At 44.0% G+C, this 16570-nt stretch carries 14 protein-coding genes; 9 read left to right on the top strand and 5 right to left on the bottom strand.

Annotated features, from left to right (window positions below):
* The first annotated feature begins 336 nt into the window (after window positions 1–336).
* The 4 genes from nagA to asnB all read left to right on the top strand — a co-directional run bounded on the left by nagA (window position 337) and on the right by asnB (window position 6265).
* Window positions 337–1473 (top strand): N-acetylglucosamine-6-phosphate deacetylase, encoded by a 1137-nt coding sequence (gene nagA / locus MSG38_RS12220; protein ID WP_248401936.1) that lies wholly within the window; start codon window positions 337–339, stop codon window positions 1471–1473.
* Between the two features lie 2 nt (window positions 1474–1475).
* Window positions 1476–2690: an ROK family protein gene (locus MSG38_RS12215; protein ID WP_017062194.1), complete on the top strand. Its 1215-nt coding sequence runs from the start codon at window positions 1476–1478 to the stop codon at window positions 2688–2690.
* A gap of 82 nt (window positions 2691–2772) precedes the next feature.
* On the top strand, window positions 2773–4359 hold the full coding sequence (locus tag MSG38_RS12210; RefSeq protein WP_048606478.1) for a cation:proton antiporter family protein: 1587 nt from the start codon (window positions 2773–2775) through the stop codon (window positions 4357–4359).
* Window positions 4360–4594: 235 nt separating this feature from the next.
* Window positions 4595–6265: an asparagine synthase B gene (gene asnB, locus MSG38_RS12205; RefSeq protein ID WP_017062196.1), complete on the top strand. Its 1671-nt coding sequence runs from the start codon at window positions 4595–4597 to the stop codon at window positions 6263–6265.
* Between the two features lie 80 nt (window positions 6266–6345).
* Here asnB and rfaH read toward each other — a convergent pair whose 3' ends face one another.
* Window positions 6346–6852, bottom strand: a complete 507-nt coding sequence (rfaH, locus tag MSG38_RS12200) for a transcription/translation regulatory transformer protein RfaH (RefSeq protein WP_248401935.1) — start codon at window positions 6850–6852, stop codon at window positions 6346–6348.
* A 502-nt stretch (window positions 6853–7354) separates the two neighbouring features.
* Here rfaH and MSG38_RS12195 point away from each other — a divergent pair.
* Window positions 7355–8752, top strand: a complete 1398-nt coding sequence (locus tag MSG38_RS12195) for a peptide MFS transporter (RefSeq protein WP_017062198.1) — start codon at window positions 7355–7357, stop codon at window positions 8750–8752.
* Between the two features lie 123 nt (window positions 8753–8875).
* Here the strand turns inward: MSG38_RS12195 and hemH are convergent, their stop codons facing one another.
* The 3 genes from hemH to htpG all read right to left on the bottom strand — a co-directional run bounded on the left by hemH (window position 8876) and on the right by htpG (window position 13053).
* Window positions 8876–9838: a ferrochelatase gene (gene hemH / locus MSG38_RS12190; RefSeq protein WP_050633832.1), complete on the bottom strand. Its 963-nt coding sequence runs from the start codon at window positions 9836–9838 to the stop codon at window positions 8876–8878.
* A 277-nt stretch (window positions 9839–10115) separates the two neighbouring features.
* Window positions 10116–10760 (bottom strand): adenylate kinase, encoded by a 645-nt coding sequence (gene adk / locus MSG38_RS12185; RefSeq protein WP_048617835.1) that lies wholly within the window; start codon window positions 10758–10760, stop codon window positions 10116–10118.
* 388 nt (window positions 10761–11148) lie between these two features.
* On the bottom strand, window positions 11149–13053 hold the full coding sequence (htpG, locus tag MSG38_RS12180) for a molecular chaperone HtpG (RefSeq protein WP_248401934.1): 1905 nt from the start codon (window positions 13051–13053) through the stop codon (window positions 11149–11151).
* Between the two features lie 270 nt (window positions 13054–13323).
* On the opposite strand from htpG, the gene MSG38_RS12175 reads away from it, so the two are divergent.
* From MSG38_RS12175 to MSG38_RS12160, 4 genes are all read left to right on the top strand, one after another.
* Window positions 13324–14235 (top strand): transcriptional regulator, encoded by a 912-nt coding sequence (locus MSG38_RS12175; RefSeq protein ID WP_048617831.1) that lies wholly within the window; start codon window positions 13324–13326, stop codon window positions 14233–14235.
* Window position 14236: 1 nt separating this feature from the next.
* The gene (locus MSG38_RS12170; protein WP_017066005.1) at window positions 14237–14752 is read left to right on the top strand and encodes a regulatory protein ToxS; all 516 of its coding nucleotides are present in this window, start codon (window positions 14237–14239) and stop codon (window positions 14750–14752) included.
* Between the two features lie 116 nt (window positions 14753–14868).
* Window positions 14869–15624: a sulfite exporter TauE/SafE family protein gene (locus tag MSG38_RS12165; protein ID WP_248401933.1), complete on the top strand. Its 756-nt coding sequence runs from the start codon at window positions 14869–14871 to the stop codon at window positions 15622–15624.
* An 18-nt stretch (window positions 15625–15642) separates the two neighbouring features.
* On the top strand, window positions 15643–15963 hold the full coding sequence (locus MSG38_RS12160) for a SelT/SelW/SelH family protein (protein WP_248401932.1): 321 nt from the start codon (window positions 15643–15645) through the stop codon (window positions 15961–15963).
* A 24-nt stretch (window positions 15964–15987) separates the two neighbouring features.
* Here MSG38_RS12160 and yfcE read toward each other — a convergent pair whose 3' ends face one another.
* On the bottom strand, window positions 15988–16533 hold the full coding sequence (gene yfcE, locus MSG38_RS12155; RefSeq protein WP_017068995.1) for a phosphodiesterase: 546 nt from the start codon (window positions 16531–16533) through the stop codon (window positions 15988–15990).
* Between the last annotated feature and the right edge of the window lie 37 nt (window positions 16534–16570).

Below are 16570 nucleotides of genomic sequence, written 5' to 3'. Positions count from 1 at the left end.
TTTTACCAAATCCAGAGGTTTTTGCTAGCGAGATCATAAAACTTATTTTATCATTCAAAAAAATGAACATTTATGGATAAAATCCAAATCTAATCATTAGGCAAAAAGATGGTATCTCCGGGCTTATAGAGCACCGTGAACAATCATTATCAATGAACCTAAATGTATAATAACAATCAATTGTTCATATATTTTTCAACAACTTAAATCGATTCCCGTTTTGAAGCCGTTTGCCCATAAAAGATAAATCGTTACGTAAATGATGCTCGCAAACTAAGTCCACATTTAGGTAACGAACGAATTTAAAAGATCTCACGAAATAAGGATTAGCTGACTATGTACGCGCTAAGTAACTGTAAAATTTACACTGGTAGTGATGTTCTAACCGATCATGCTGTTGTAATCGAAAACGAACTGATCAAAAAAGTCTGTCCTATCTCTGAATTGCCAGAAGGAATCGAGGTTCGCGACCTAGAGGGAGCAAACCTAAGCCCAGGTTTCATCGACCTACAATTGAATGGTTGTGGCGGTGTAATGCTTAACGATGAGATCACTGCAGAAACCATGCAGATCATGCACAAAGCAAACCTGAAATCTGGCTGTACTAGCTTCCTGCCAACACTTATCACCTCTTCAGACGAAGATATGCGTGCGGTTATTACGGCAGCTCGTGAATACCACAACCAATACCAGAACCAATCTTTAGGTCTACACCTTGAAGGCCCTTACCTAAACGTAGCGAAAAAAGGCATCCACAGCGTCGATCACATTCGTAAATCTGACAGCGAAATGATTGAGCTTATCTGTGAGAACCGTGACCTTGTTGCAAAAGTAACATTGGCTCCAGAGCTGAACGACCCTGAACACATCGAACGCCTACACAAAGCTGGCGTTGTGGTTTCTATCGGCCACACTAACGCAACTTACGCAGAAGCGCGCCAAGGTTTCGAATCTGGTATCACGTTCGCTACTCACCTGTTCAATGCAATGACACCGATGGTTGGTCGTGAGCCTGGCGTTGTTGGCGCGATTTACGATACGCCTGAGGTTTACGCTGGCATTATTGCCGACGGCTTCCACGTTGATTACGCAAACATCAGAATTGCGCATAAAATCAAGGGAGAAAAGTTGGTATTAGTGACGGATGCCACAGCTCCTGCAGGTGCTGACATGGAATACTTTATTTTTGTCGGTAAGAAAGTATATTACCGTGATGGTAAGTGTGTTGATGAAAACGGCACACTGGGCGGCTCAGCTCTGACTATGATTGAAGCAGTTCAGAATACAGTTGAGCACGCTGGTATCGCTTTAGACGAAGCTCTTCGCATGGCTACGCTATACCCAGCTACGGCTATCGGTGTAGAAAGCAAGCTAGGTCGAATCAAAAAAGGCATGGTTGCAAACCTAGCTGTATTTGACCGAGACTTTAACGTTAAAGCGACTGTTGTTAACGGACAATACGAGCACAATTAAGTATGAATGGCGGACAAATAGGTAACGTAGACTTAGTTAAACAACTAAACAGTGCGGCGGTATACCGACTTATAGACCAACAAGGGCCTATCAGTCGTATACAAGTGGCTGATGTAAGCCAACTCGCACCGGCAAGTGTTACAAAAATTACCCGCCAACTTTTAGAGCGCGGCCTAATTAAAGAGGTTGCGCAGCAAGCGTCTACTGGCGGTAGACGCGCTATCTCCCTAACCACAGAAGTAGAACCTTTTCATTCTGTCGCTGTGCGCTTAGGTCGAGACTACATTCAAATAAGCCTGCATGACCTTGGTGGTCGTGAATTGGCTTTCCAACAGCAAGACCTGAATTATTCAGACCAATCAGACCTTACCCAAGGCTTGGTCAATAACCTCAAGGCTTTCATTGCTGAGCATCAACCAAAGATCGACCAGCTGATTGCCATAGGTGTCACGCTTCCAGGCTTAGTTAACCCAACGACCGGTGTTGTTGAGTACATGCCGAATACCGACATCGATAACCTCGCATTGAGCGACATTATTCGCGATACATTCCATGTTGCTTGTTTTGTTGGTAACGATGTTCGAGGAATGGCGCTTGCTGAGCACTACTTCGGTGCAAGTAAAGACAGCCAAGATTCTATTTTGGTCAGTGTCCACCGTGGTACAGGTGCAGGTATTATCGTTAATGGTCAGGTTTTCCTAGGTCATAACCGTAACGTGGGTGAAATTGGTCATATCCAAATTGATCCGCTAGGCGAACAATGCCAATGTGGTAACTTCGGCTGTCTTGAAACCGTAGCAGCAAACCCAGCTATCGTTGAACGCGTGCAGAAGCTGATTAAGCAAGGCTATGAGTCTTCTTTAACAGAGCTTGAGCATATTACGATTCAAGACGTTTGTGACCACGCGATTAATGGTGATGAGCTAGCCAAGCAAAGCTTAGTTCGAGTAGGAAACCAGTTAGGTAAGGCTATCGCGATGACGATTAACTTATTTAACCCTCAAAAAGTTATCATTGCTGGTGATATTACCAAGGCACAAGAGATTGTTTTCCCTGCAATTAAGCGCAATGTAGAGAATCAGTCGTTAACGACTTTCCATAGCGGCCTGCCTATTGTAGCATCACAGATCGATAAACATCCTACGATGGGAGCTTTTGCTATGATTAAGCGCGCCATGCTCAACGGTGTGTTGCTTCAAAAGCTTCTCGAAGACTAAAGTCTCAATCAGATTGACCAACGGGCCGTGTTTGTATAAACACGGCCCGTTTTTACAGCTAGGGATTCAATAAAATAAATCTATGGAACTAATATTAATCACGACTGCTTTTTTAGCAGGTTTTATCGCTCTCAAATTCAACCTTCCACCTCTGGTCGGTTTTTTGCTAGCAGGCTTTGGACTTCAAGCGTTTGGCTTTGAAACTAATGATACTATCACCGTTCTAGCCGACCTCGGGGTAACGCTGCTGCTCTTTACCATTGGGTTAAAACTCGATGTAAAGGTCTTACTATCCAAAGAAATTTGGGCAGGTGCTACGTTTCACAACCTTCTTTCAACACTATCCTTTAGTGCAGCGCTGCTTTTTTTCAAGTTTCTCGGTATATCTAGCCTAGCAACCATGCCTATCGAGCAATTAGTATTACTCGCGTTCGCCCTCTCCTTTTCATCCACCGTTTTTGCAGTTAAGACTCTGCACGAAAAAGGTGAAATGAATTCAACCTACGGTACGCTAGCAATCGGTATCTTGGTTATGCAGGATATCTTTGCAGTTCTCTTCCTAACCATATCAACGGGCAAAGTTCCAGAATGGTACGCTATCTTCCTATTCGTACTGCCAATTTTGCGCCCTCTTTTTTATCGCCTGCTGGATAAAGTCGGTCATGGCGAAATGTTGGTTCTCTGCGGCGTATTCTTCGGCTTAGTCGTTGGCGCTGGGCTATTCAATTTCGTCGGTATCAAACCAGATTTAGGTGCTCTGATACTCGGTATATTGCTAGCAGGTCATAGCAAAGCATCAGAACTGTCAAAATCATTGTTTAATATTAAAGAGCTACTTCTGGTATGTTTCTTCCTAAGTATCGGTCTATCGGGAGCTCCTACCCTCTCCGCGATCTCTCTTTCAATCCTATTTCTATTACTGCTACCAATTAACGGTATTCTTTACTTTTTGGTACTCAATGCCTACAAATTCCGCGTTAGAACATCGCTACTAACGTCTCTATCACTCTTTAACTTTAGTGAATTTGGCCTGATTGTTGGCGGATTAGCCTTTAAGAACGGTTGGATGTCGAGTGATATTCTGATCGCATTAGCACTGACTATATCCCTCTCATTTATCATTGCCGCGCCGATTAACCGTATAGGCCATAAGCTCTACCAGCAATCAGGAAAATGGCTGAAAGAACATGCCGCAGAAAGTCTCAACCAACGCGATCAGCTTATTAACCCTGGCCAAGCCCAAGTACTGATCCTAGGTATGGGACGTATTGGTACTGGAGCTTATGACGAATTACATTCTCGCTACGGCAAAGTCAGCCTAGGTGTCGAAGTTCGTGAAGAAGCTGCGCATAACCATAGAAGCCATGGCAGAAACGTGATTTCTGGCGACGCGACTGACCCAGATTTTTGGGAACGAATTCTAGATACAGCAAATGTAAAACTGGTGATTTTGGCAATGCCTCACCACCAAGGTAATCAAACCGCTTTAGAACAATTAAAGTCACGTAACTTTAAAGGCCAAATTGCCGCGATTGCTGAATACCCAGATCAACTCGAAACACTGAAAGAGAATGGCGTTGATGCGGCATTTAACATTTACAGCGAGGCTGGTAGTGGTTTTGCTCGCCACGTTTGCGAACAGTTAAATCCAAATATCAATAAAATCTAGTATTAGACGGTGTTCAACTAAACCTCTCAAAATTGCCTATTTTTCGCACTTTTGAGAGGTTTTTGTTTAAAAAACCAACCGCAATTAAACACCACACACCAAAAGCACATAAAAATTAGATAATTTCTAACAGAACACCCTTTATATTATTTTTTTGCTCACATCCGGTTGCTTTTTTTAGCCAGAATGGCAAATTGAATGCAGTTGATTTGGAAATTATTTAAAAGGAAGTTCTATGTGTTCAGTATTTGGCATTCTCGACATTAAAAGTGATGCCGCAGCACTTCGCCCTATTGCTTTAGAAATGTCTAAAAAGCTTCGTCACCGTGGTCCAGACTGGTCTGGTATCTATGCGGGTGAAAAAGCAATCCTTGCTCACGAACGTCTTGCTATTGTCGGCTTGAACAGTGGTGCTCAACCACTATACAGCCAAGACAAAAAGCACATTCTTGCAGTAAACGGTGAAATCTATAACCACAAAGAACTTCGCGCACGCTATGAAGATAAGTACCAGTTCCAGACTGATTCTGACTGTGAAGTTATCCTAGCGCTATACCAAGAGATGGGTGCAGACCTTCTAGAAGAGCTTAACGGTATTTTCGCGTTCGTTTTATACGACGAAGAGAAAGACGAGTACCTAGTGGGCCGCGACCATATTGGTATTATCCCGCTTTACCAAGGTTACGATGAGCACGGTAACTACTACGTGGCTTCAGAGATGAAAGCATTGGTTGAAGTTTGTAAGACGATCAGTGAGTTCCCTCCTGGTAGCTTCTACTCTTCTAAAGATGCAGAACCTCAACGCTACTACATCCGCGATTGGAACGAGTACGCTGCGGTACAAGGCAACAGCACAAGCAAAGAAGAACTGACTGAAGCGCTAGAAGCAGCAGTTAAACGTCAACTAATGACTGACGTTCCTTACGGTGTACTTCTATCTGGTGGCCTTGATTCATCAATTACTTCAGCAGTCGCAAAACGCTTTGCTGCAATGCGTATCGAAGATGATGAGCAATCTGAAGCTTGGTGGCCACAACTGCACTCATTCGCTGTTGGCCTTGAAGGCGCACCAGATCTTATCGCTGCTCGTGAAGTTGCGGACAAGATCGGTACTGTACACCACGAGATGACTTACACCATCCAGGAAGGCTTAGATGCCATCCGTGATGTTATCTACCACATCGAGACTTACGATGTAACGACGATTCGTGCATCAACGCCAATGTACTTGCTTGCTCGTAAGATCAAAGCAATGGGCATCAAAATGGTACTGTCTGGTGAAGGTGCTGATGAGATCTTTGGTGGTTACCTGTATTTCCACAAAGCGCCAAACGCGAAAGAGTTCCACGAAGAGACAGTACGTAAACTGCTTGCTCTAAGCATGTTCGACTGTGCTCGTGCAAACAAATCGCTAGCGGCATGGGGTGTTGAAGGCCGTGTACCATTCTTGGATAAAGAGTTCATCGATGTCGCAATGCGTCTGAACCCTGAAGATAAGATGTGTGGTAACGGTAAGATGGAGAAGCACATCCTGCGTGAGTGTTTTGAAGACTACCTACCAGATTCAATCGCATGGCGTCAAAAAGAGCAGTTCTCTGATGGTGTTGGCTACGATTGGATTGATACATTGAAAGCAACGGCTGAAGCAAAAGTAACGGATCAACAAATGGAAGCTGCTAAGTTCCGTTTCCCTTACAACACGCCAACAACCAAAGAAGGTTATGCTTACCGTGAAATCTTTGAGGAGCTATTCCCTCTAGAATCTGCGGCAGAGTGTGTACCTGGAGGTCCTTCAGTGGCTTGTTCATCAGCGAAAGCGATTGAGTGGGATGAGTCATTCAAAAACTGTGTCGACCCATCAGGCCGTGCCGTACAAGCCGTTCACAACGATGCTTACAACGCTTAGAGCGTTTTGAACAAATCCTAAAGACTAAAAAAGGCGCATTATGCGCCTTTTTGTTTTAAGCCTATTTTTTATTACTGCAGTTATGCGCGAGCTTGTAGTGCTTCGTTCTCAATACTGATTGGAACGACTTGGCTGATCATTTTCACCAGCATAATCGATCGAGCCTCACCGTCTTTCTGATCGAAAATAGCTTCAACCCCAGCAAACTGGCCACTCTGAATCTTGACTACCTGCCCAGATTCAAACTCAACACAACAATCTTCCACTTCGTTACTGCAGCACTTCTCAAACTCTTTGAGTTCAAATACCAAGTCTCCTTGGACCTCGTGCGGCCTCGCACCGAACTTAATAAAGTCCACAACACCACGTGTTGAACGAACGGTCGTGAAACTAGGGCCTTGCTCATAGTCAAAGCGAACAAAGATGTAAGACGGAAACAGCGGTTCTTTGACCTGCTTTTCTTTCCCTCTCACCACCTTATTGACTTCTATTTGAGGGTAAAAGCACTCTACCCCTTGATTCTCTAAGTGCTGCTGGGCGCGTTTTTGATCACCACGCTTACAGTAAAGCAAATACCAACGTTTCATTTAACTAGCCATTTTATATTTTTGGATATTTTACCACATGCCTAAAACGGTTGAATCGCCATTAATAAAATGAATCGTCGCGAACGAAAAATAATGCGTAGCAGACCAATTTATCAACAAAAAGTTATAGGTGTCGAAAGTGGTTAAGCATTGTACAGGGATAATTTAGAGATCAAAAGGCTCATTGTTGTAAACATATGTACGCCCCAATTAATGAGAATGCCATTCCATTTAAACTCAAAACGATACACCAGAGCAATACATCTAAACATCTTTATTCGACATGGCTTTAAAGAAGGTTATTAACCAACCAGCTCAAATCTGGAAAATTAGTTTGCAGCACACTTAAAATGGGTAACATTAAAAGTAAAAGCCATAAGTATCAATACCTTAGTCAATTCGAGTTATCGTGACCATAAAATACGTCTATTGCAGACTTTTATCCCACTGTGTATACATGAATGACTATAAAATCTTTTAATACCTAAAATTAGTAAAACTTATGCCAAGCAACCACAACATCTTTGGCCACCCTAGAGGCCTATTTCTACTTTTTAGCACAGAGCTATGGGAACGTTTCTCTTACTATGCGATGCGTGCCATCCTTGTCTTATTTTTGACTGACACTACCCTCAACGGTGGACTTGGTTGGTCAACAAAAGACGCACTCGATCTCTACGGTATTTACACCGGCTTAGTCTACATCACACCATTAATTGGTGGCTGGATTGCCGATAACTACCTAGGTCAGCGTAAATCAATTCTGATTGGCGGTGTATTAATGGCACTTGGCCAATTTACACTGGCTCTACCTAACGGCTTCATCGGTTTAGACCAAGTGAACGCTCTCTACCTTGGTTTAGCACTGCTAATCAGTGGTAACGGTATGTTTAAGCCGAACATCTCAACCATGGTTGGCGATCTGTACCAAGAAGGCGATAACCGCCGTGACGGTGCTTTCACCATTTTCTACATGGGCATCAACTTAGGTGCGCTGCTTGGTGGCTTAATTTCAGGTGCTGCTGTCGATTCATTCGGTTGGAAAGCAGGTTTCCTAGCCGCTGGTATTGGTATGGTTATTAGCTTGATCATGCAAGTGACAATGGCTCAGTCTTGGTTAGGCAACATCGGTTCTGTGCCTGCTGCTGCTCGAGCGAAAGCACTGAACAAATCTAAAGAAAAAGCGCCACTGACCAAAGAAGAGTTCGACAGACTAAAAGTGATTCTTATCATGGGTCTGTTCGTGATTGTTTTCTGGGCGGGCTTTGAACAAGCTGGCGGCCTAATGAACATCTACACTCAACAATATACTGACCGTATGATTGGTGGCTTTGAAGTTCCTGCTGCGTGGTTCCAATCTTTGAACCCATTCTTCATCATTACACTTGCTCCAATCATTGCGGCGTTCTGGGTGAAACTGGGCAAGCGTGAACCCAACTCTCCTGTTAAGTTTGCAATGGCATTGTTCTTCTTAGCTCTGGGCTTTGTGTGCATGATGGGCGCGGTAATGGAGCAAGGCGGCGACCTAACAGTGAAAACATCAATGCTATGGCTAGTCGGTGCTTTCTTCTTCCATACCCTTGGTGAGCTTTGTCTATCTCCTATTGGCCTGTCGTTGGTCACTAAGTTAGCTCCGCTTCGCCTAGCATCATTGATGATGGGTGCATGGTTTGGCTTCAATGCGGTGGCAAACTACGTGGCAGGCCTGGTTGGTTCTCACGTTGGTGAGCTTGGTGCTATGTCTATCTTCAGTGGTATTGCTATCACAGCAACGGTGAGTGGCATATTACTGCTGCTTTGTGCTGGTAAGCTTGTGTCATGGATGCATGGCGTAGAAACCAACATGACGCTTGAAGCAGAGCCAAAAGCTAAGCAAGCAACAGAAACATCTGCGGCTTAACTCTCACGCTGTTTCAACACCAAATATCCTGATCAAAAAGGGCTGCTCAATGAGCAGCCCTTTTGTTATTTGTATGATATGGCTTAATGTTAACGATAAGCCATAATCAAGGCTCAGCAGCTGTTAGCGATATAGAGCGACTAACTCTGCCATCATATCGATGTGCGAGTCTCTATCGTTCAAACACATAATGTAGCTAAAGTCCGAACCACCAGCGTCAATGAACGTCTCTTTACACTGGTCTGAAATCTCTTCCAACGTTTCCAAACAGTCAACCGAAAATGCAGGTGCCATGATGTCGATCTTCTTGATACCTTTACTTGGCAATGATTCAAGTGTCTCGTCAGTGTATGGCTTCAACCACTCTTCTCGACCAAATCGCGATTGGTAGGTCATGGTGATGTCTTCTTCAGATAAACCTAGCTCTGCCGCAAGCAGCTTTGTTGTCGCTTCACAATGCTGAGGGTAGATATCGCCTTCATCAGCCAGTCGCTTCGGAATACCGTGGAAAGAACACACTAAATGATCGGCTCTGCCATTTTTATCCCAATGACTACGAACGCTTTCAGCCAATGCTTTTGCATAGCTTGGGTGCGCGTAGTAGTCGCGAATAAAGCGATAGCTCGGGATAACTGGCATCTGCTTAAAGGCTTTGGTTAAACCATCAGAAACCGCCGCTGTGGTTGTGCCAGAGTACTGCGGATATAAAGGCAGTACGATGATGTCCTCAACGCCCTGCTCCATCAGTTGCTCAACACCAGTCTTTAAGCTTGGGTTGCCATAGGTCATACCCAGTGCAACAGGCATCTCTAGCTTCTTCTGGAGCTTTTCCGCTTGTCTTTGAGAGTACACAAGCAGTGGTGAGCCTTCATCCATCCAGACAGACTGATACAGCTTAGCAACTTTAGGCGAGCGAATCGGTAAAATCACCCCATGCAAGATAGGACACCAAAGCCAACGCGTTAGGTTTACAACTCGCTTGTCGTGTAAGAATTCACTCAAAAATCGACGAACGCCAGCGGGGGTCGCCGAATCTGGTGTTCCTAAGTTCACCAGTAAAACGCCCTGCTTTTTATTATTTTCCATAGATACCTGAGACCAATATGTGATTTTCTGGAAAGTAATATACTAATCTGCATAAGTTTAAGATCATTGCGCCTCAATGAAAGTCTGAATAATCATTCTTCATATGAGAGACACAACATCCACTCTCAATTGCTAGCCACTACCATCGGGCCTGAACCGTTCTGAATCATGTGCAATCAAATTATCTAGATTGGTATCGTACTAAAAATTGAAACAAAAAAAGCGACCCTTAAGGTCGCTTCCAATATATCAAATTCTAAAACTGGCTGTTAGCCAATTATGCTAGTGCTTTCTCAAGTTCTGCACTAACTTCAGCAACTTGCTTAGTACCGTCAAACTTAAGGTACTGAGTGTTACCTGTTTCAGCTTCTTTACCGTAGTAAGAGATTAGCGGAGCTGTTTGATCGTGGTATACACCTAGACGTGCACGAACTGTTTCTTCTTTGTCGTCATCACGTACAACTAGGTCTTCACCAGTTACGTCATCTTTACCTTCTTCTTTAGGTGGGTTGTACACATTGTGGTATGTACGACCAGAAGGAAGGTGAGCACGACGACCAGCCATACGCTCAACAATCACATCGTCAGCTACGTCAAATTCAACAACGTAATCAACAGCGATGCCCATTTCTTTTAGGCCATCAGCTTGTGGGATTGTGCGTGGGAAACCGTCTAGTAGGAAACCTTTCTCACAGTCATCTTGAGCGATACGCTCTTTGATAAGACCAAGGATAATTTCATCAGAAACTAGCTGACCAGCGTCGATTACTGATTTTGCTTGCTTACCAAGCTCAGTACCCGCTTTGATAGCAGCACGTAGCATGTCACCAGTTGAAATTTGAGGGATACCAAATTTGTTCATGATGAAGTTAGCTTGAGTACCTTTACCCGCGCCAGGAGCACCTAGAAGAATGATGCGCATGTTTAATCCTCTTATAAAATTATGATTTATACCGAAGCTCACTATCCCTCCATTCTTGCTCATTTTTAGGATGAACAGAAAGCGTTAAGTAACCATTGAGGCTAAGCAAAACTGTGAACAGAAGCAAAACGGTAAGTTTCGGTATAACGTTTAAAAATCATACAACTGGAGATAGTCGCTTCCTAACCCCAGCTGATTAGGTCGAGCATTCTATCACATTAATATTCAATTTGGCTGAATTTACGACTAAAGAATGCATCGACAACATTTGTTATGACGATAACGGTGACGTTGACCACGTTAGGTCATTTTTCAACGACGTTCATAAAAAAAGCCCGCATTTGCGAGCTTTTTATTACAATTGTTGGCTTAACCTAAAGTCGAAAGACTAACGCTTTGTTAGTAGCTCGTTGATTGCACCCAAGAATTGTGACGGATCTTCCATTGAGCCTTTTTCAGCTAGCATAGCCTGGCCAAGGAGTAACTCAACCCAACGGCCGAACGCTTGCTCATCGGCTTCATCAGCCATCTGTTTCACAAGTGCGTGCTCAGGGTTAATCTCAAAGATGTACTTAACTTCCGGTGCCGCTTGACCCGCAGCTTCAAGAAGCTTCGCCATTTGCGTGCCCATTTCGAAGTCGTCAGTTACGACAACCGCAGGTGTTGTTGCTAGCTTGAAGGTAGTGCGAACTTCTTTAACACGACCACCTAGGTAAGATTGCGTACGCTCAACAACAGATTTGAACTCTTCTTCTGTCTCTTTCTGCTTCTCTTTCTCTTCTTCACCTTCAAACTTGCTTAGGTCTAAGCCCGCTTTAGTGATCGATTGGAACTGTTTACCGTCGAAGTCAGTCAGGTAATTCATCACGTATTCATCAATACGATCGTACATTAGAACCACTTCAATACCTTTAGCTTTGAACTGCTCCAAGTGTGGGCTGTTCTTAGCGGCAGCGTAGCTATCTGCTGTTAGGTAGTAAATCTTATCTTGGCCTTCTTTCATACGCTCAACGTAAGATTCTAGGCTGATGGTTTGTTCAGCAGAATCCACTTCCGTTGACGAGAAACGAATTAGACCAGCGACCTTCTCTTTGTTCGCCATGTCTTCAGCTGGGCCTTCTTTCAATACTAGGCCGAACTCTTTCCAAAACTCTAGGTACTTATCATTGTCATTCTTCGCCATGCGCTCAAGCATAGTCAGGACACGCTTGGTACATGCGCCACGAAGAGACTGAGTTACCTTATTATCTTGCAGAATTTCACGAGACACGTTCAATGGCAGATCGTTTGAGTCAATCAGACCGCGAACGAAACGCATGTAAGATGGCATGAACTGCTCTGCGTCATCCATGATGAATACACGCTGCACGTAAAGTTTTAAGCCGCTCTTGTGGTCACGGTTCATCATGTCCCAAGGTGCTTTCGCTGGGATGTAAAGCAGGCTTGTGTAGTCGTTCTTACCTTCAACTTTGTTGTGGCTCCAAGTTAATGGATCAGCAAAGTCGTGAGATACGTGCTTGTAAAACTCTTGGTACTCTTCTTTCTCGATATCAGACTTGTTACGAGTCCAAAGCGCTTGCGCCTTGTTGATCTGTTCCCAATGTTTCTCTTCGGTGTCTTTACCTTCGTCATCTTTCACTGCTGTGAAGATAGAAACAGGAATACCGATGTGGTCAGAATATTTACCAATCACTTCACGTAGACGCCACTCATTTAAGAACTCTTTACCGTCTTCACGCATATGAAGAATGATGTCAGTACCACGAGTCTCTTTAGTGATGTCTTCGATTGTGTAATCGCCTTCACCTGCAGAGTGCCACTGAACAGCTTCATTGTTCGGCAGGCCAGCTGCACGTGTGCGAACCGTTACCGCGTCTGCGACGATGAATGCAGAATAGAAACCCACACCAAATTGACCAATCAGTTGAGAATCTTTGCTTTGGTCTTCAGACAGCTTTGAGAAAAAGTCTGCAGTGCCTGACTTAGCAATCGTACCTAAATGCTCAATAACGTTGTCACGGCTCATACCGATACCGTTATCAGAAATGGTTAACGTGTTTGCTTCCGCGTTGAATGAAAGTTTTACACCTAGATCTGCATCACCTTGGTAAAGGTCACCGTTCGATAGAGCTTGAAAACGAAGCTTATCAGCCGCGTCAGATGCGTTAGAGATCAGCTCACGTAGAAAGATTTCTTTATTTGAATACAGTGAGTGAATCATTAGATGAAGTAGTTGTTTTACTTCAGATTGAAAGCCACGAGTCTCTTTATTTTGCGTTGCCGTTTCGCTCATTTTTACTCCAAAACATCTATACTTTATGTTGAATAATCATAGGGGCGTAACACTTGATGCCACTCTTCTGTTCATTAACATGAGGATGACAAATGTAAATTCAAGGTCAAAAATCATAAAAACACTGTTTTTTTGATCTGTTTTTATTATCCTTGAGTCTGATAAATATAAAAGAACATAAAAGAAGCCATGATTTGGTGAAGAATTAACGGAACTTCACCTGAGATTTGTCTATTTCGCACCCAAAACAACCCAAAATAGAAGAATTCAATGAGCAATATCGGCACAAAGTTTATTCTCGCACAGCGGTTCGTATTCGACCCAAACAGCAATTCACTTGTTGATCAAATGAGCGACGGTGAAGTCGTACGTCTTGGTAGCAATGAAAGCCGCATTCTCCTGATGCTGTCAGAAAGACCCAATGAAGTTATCACTCGCAATGAGTTGCACGAGTATGTTTGGCGAGACCAAGGTTTTGAGGTGGATGACTCAAGCTTGACGCAAGCCGTATCGACGCTGAGAAAAATGCTCAAAGACTCGACTAAATCTCCTGAATTCGTAAAGACAGTACCTAAGCGCGGTTACCAATTTATTGCGACCGTTGAGCGCTCTGCCCCACTATCATCAAATGATCAGCCAGTAGCCGCTGAAATTGCAGAAAATGACGTAGAGCCTATCCTAACGTTTGCAACGCCTGCAGCGACTGAAGATGCGATCACTGAAACGGTTGAACCTGAGCCAATTGCAAAAGTTCAAGAGAACAAGGTAGAAGTAGAACCAGTAACAGCGCCTGTTGTGGCTCCGACTAAAAGCACCAATAAATGGCTAACATTTTGGTTGCTGCTTGCCGCTTTCATCATGCCGATTCTCGTTTTAACGTTTACCAACCCGGCAGAGTCTGAGTTCAAAACATTGGCTGAAGTCGATGGCGTAAAGGTTCAATCACCGGTTAACCACCCAGACCTCAGCAGTTGGCTGCCAGCGATAGAAAAGTGTGTATTACGTTACAACACGAATCACACTGGCATGCTAAAGCCGACTGAAGTGATTGCAACAGGTGGACAAACTAACAACCTTGCCCTCAACTACATTCATCCGCAAGATTACTCGAGCGAAAATGTAACTCTAAGAATTTACGCAAATCAGTCGGATCTAAACGACATTTGTAACGGTGGTCAGTAACATGAAATTAAAAGTATCGATTATTTTACTGGTTCTATCGGCATTCTTGAGTGGTTGGTTATATTGGGGCAGCGATGCAAAAGTAGAGCGCTTGCTCACTCAGCATGAATGGCAATCGAAAATGGTGACGCTGATTAGTGATAACAAGCAAGCTGACTCAATCGGCCCACTTCGTAGAGTTGAACTATCATCGAATGCGAAATACCTACCAAATGGTACATATTTAAGAATGTCAGTGGTTAGACTTTACGGTAATCAAACTGAGCCTGCGAATGTCATCAACATCTCTGAAACGGGTCAGTGGGATATTAACGATAACTACTTACTGGTTTCGCCAACGGAGTTTAAAGATGTGACTTCGGCTCAGCGCCAAGACTTTTCAGAAGAACAGCTAGAGCTTATCACTCAAGTCATTAAGATGGACGCAGAGCAAAGCCGCCGCATAGACATTGTTAACCCGAAGGCACTGCTACTGACTAGCTTAAATCATGGTTCTACCGTATTGTTTTCAAACTAAGATTGGATCGCTATTTACTGTTTATGAATAGCTGAATACCATGAAACGGAAAACCAATAGAAAAAGGGGCATGAAGCCCCTTTTTGTTATCTGAAGCTAACAAATACGAAGACTCTATGGATTGGATAAACTCGCTAGCTCTGTTCTTTGGCTCTTTAATCGCCAATACCTTAGCCTCCTTATCGGGTGGCGGAGCAGGACTCCTGCAATTCCCACTGCTTATATTTCTTGGCTTACCCTTTTCAGTCGCTTTAGCCACTCACAAAGTCGCCAGTGTCGCATTAGGTTTGGGCGCCGCGTATACCCACATTAAAGGCGGAACTCTGAATTGGAAGCTTTGCTGTTACTTGATTGTTGTCGGCAGCATTGGCGTGGTCATTGGCGCGAATATTGTGCTAATGATTCCCGACAATATTGCTCAGAAACTGCTTGGGGCAATGATCTTAGCGCTAGGTGTCTACTCTCGTCTAAAGAAACAACTAGGCCAAGAGGAGCACCTGAAAAACCGCAATACCCGAGGGTGGATCATCGGTGGCTTTGGTCTGGCACTGATCGGTGTTATTAACGGCTCACTGACCGCAGGTTCAGGGCTATTGGTGACCTTGTTTCTCGTTCGGTGGTTTGGCTTCACATACAAACAGGCGGTTGCACTCACCATGATATGCGTGGGTTTGTTCTGGAATGGTATTGGTGGGTTCGCCATCGTTCAAGCGGGAGCCCCCGTCTACTGGTTATGGCTACCAATATTGTTGGCAAGTTCATTTTTAGGTGGCAGTTTAGGAGCCTATCTAGCCAACCGTTCAAGCAATCAGCTCGTCAAAACCGCTTTTGAAATATTGACGTTTGCCGTTGGCATTAAACTACTGATATAGAATTTAAAAGGATTAACCATGAAGACGGAACAACCCAATCTAGCGCCAGCGAAAGAAACAGCAATAAAAGCCACAATCGCCATACACTATTGCCGTCAATGCAACTGGATGCTTCGCTCTAGTTGGTTATGCCAAGAGCTACTGCATACCTTCAGCGAAGAAATTGAACAAGTGAGCTTACACCCAGACACAGGAGGCAGGTTCGAAATTTTTTGTAATGGTGTGCAGATTTGGGAAAGAAAAGCAGATGGCGGTTTTCCAGAAGCTAAAATTCTGAAGCAAAGAGTGCGAAACATCATTGCTCCAGACAGAGATCTCGGCCACGTAGACTCAAAATAAGCCTTTCACAGCCGATCCAATGATTTAAAGCTGGCCACTCACGAGAACATCACCTTCAAGGCTAATGACTTTGAAGGTATTGTTTTCATAGATGCCATAGCTCGCCGCGTGTCCCTCTCGCGGGAATGTCACCGAGCTAGGATTAAAGATAAAGATGTCATCTTGGTATTCGGCGACAGGAATATGGGTATGACCGTGTGCAATGATATCGCCCGCCTTCAGCGCAGGGCGTTTATTGGTATTGTACAAATGGCCATGGGTTAGGAAGATACGTTGACCTGATTCTAATAGCACCCACGAGTAATCCATCATCATTGGAAAAGACAACAACATCTGATCCACTTCGCTATCGCAGTTACCACGAACGGCAATGATCTCTTGAGAAAACGCATTCAACTTATCTGCAACCGCCGGCGGGTTGTATCCTTCTGGGATCGGATTTCTTGGTCCATGATTCAGAATGTCACCCAATAGAACTAAATATTGCGCACCAGACGCTTGGTAGAGTTCTAATACCTTTTCTGTTGCTGGCAGCGAACCGTGTAGGTCTGAAGCAAAAAATAATTTCACACGTACTTCTCCATAAAATTTATGAGCCTATTGTACG

Source organism: Vibrio sp. 1CM24A (genome assembly GCF_023161725.1).
In the GTDB taxonomy this organism is placed as follows: domain Bacteria; phylum Pseudomonadota; class Gammaproteobacteria; order Enterobacterales; family Vibrionaceae; genus Vibrio; species Vibrio coralliirubri.
The sequence above is the reverse complement of the archived record's forward strand: the minus strand, read 5'-3'. Positions and strand labels throughout refer to the sequence as shown.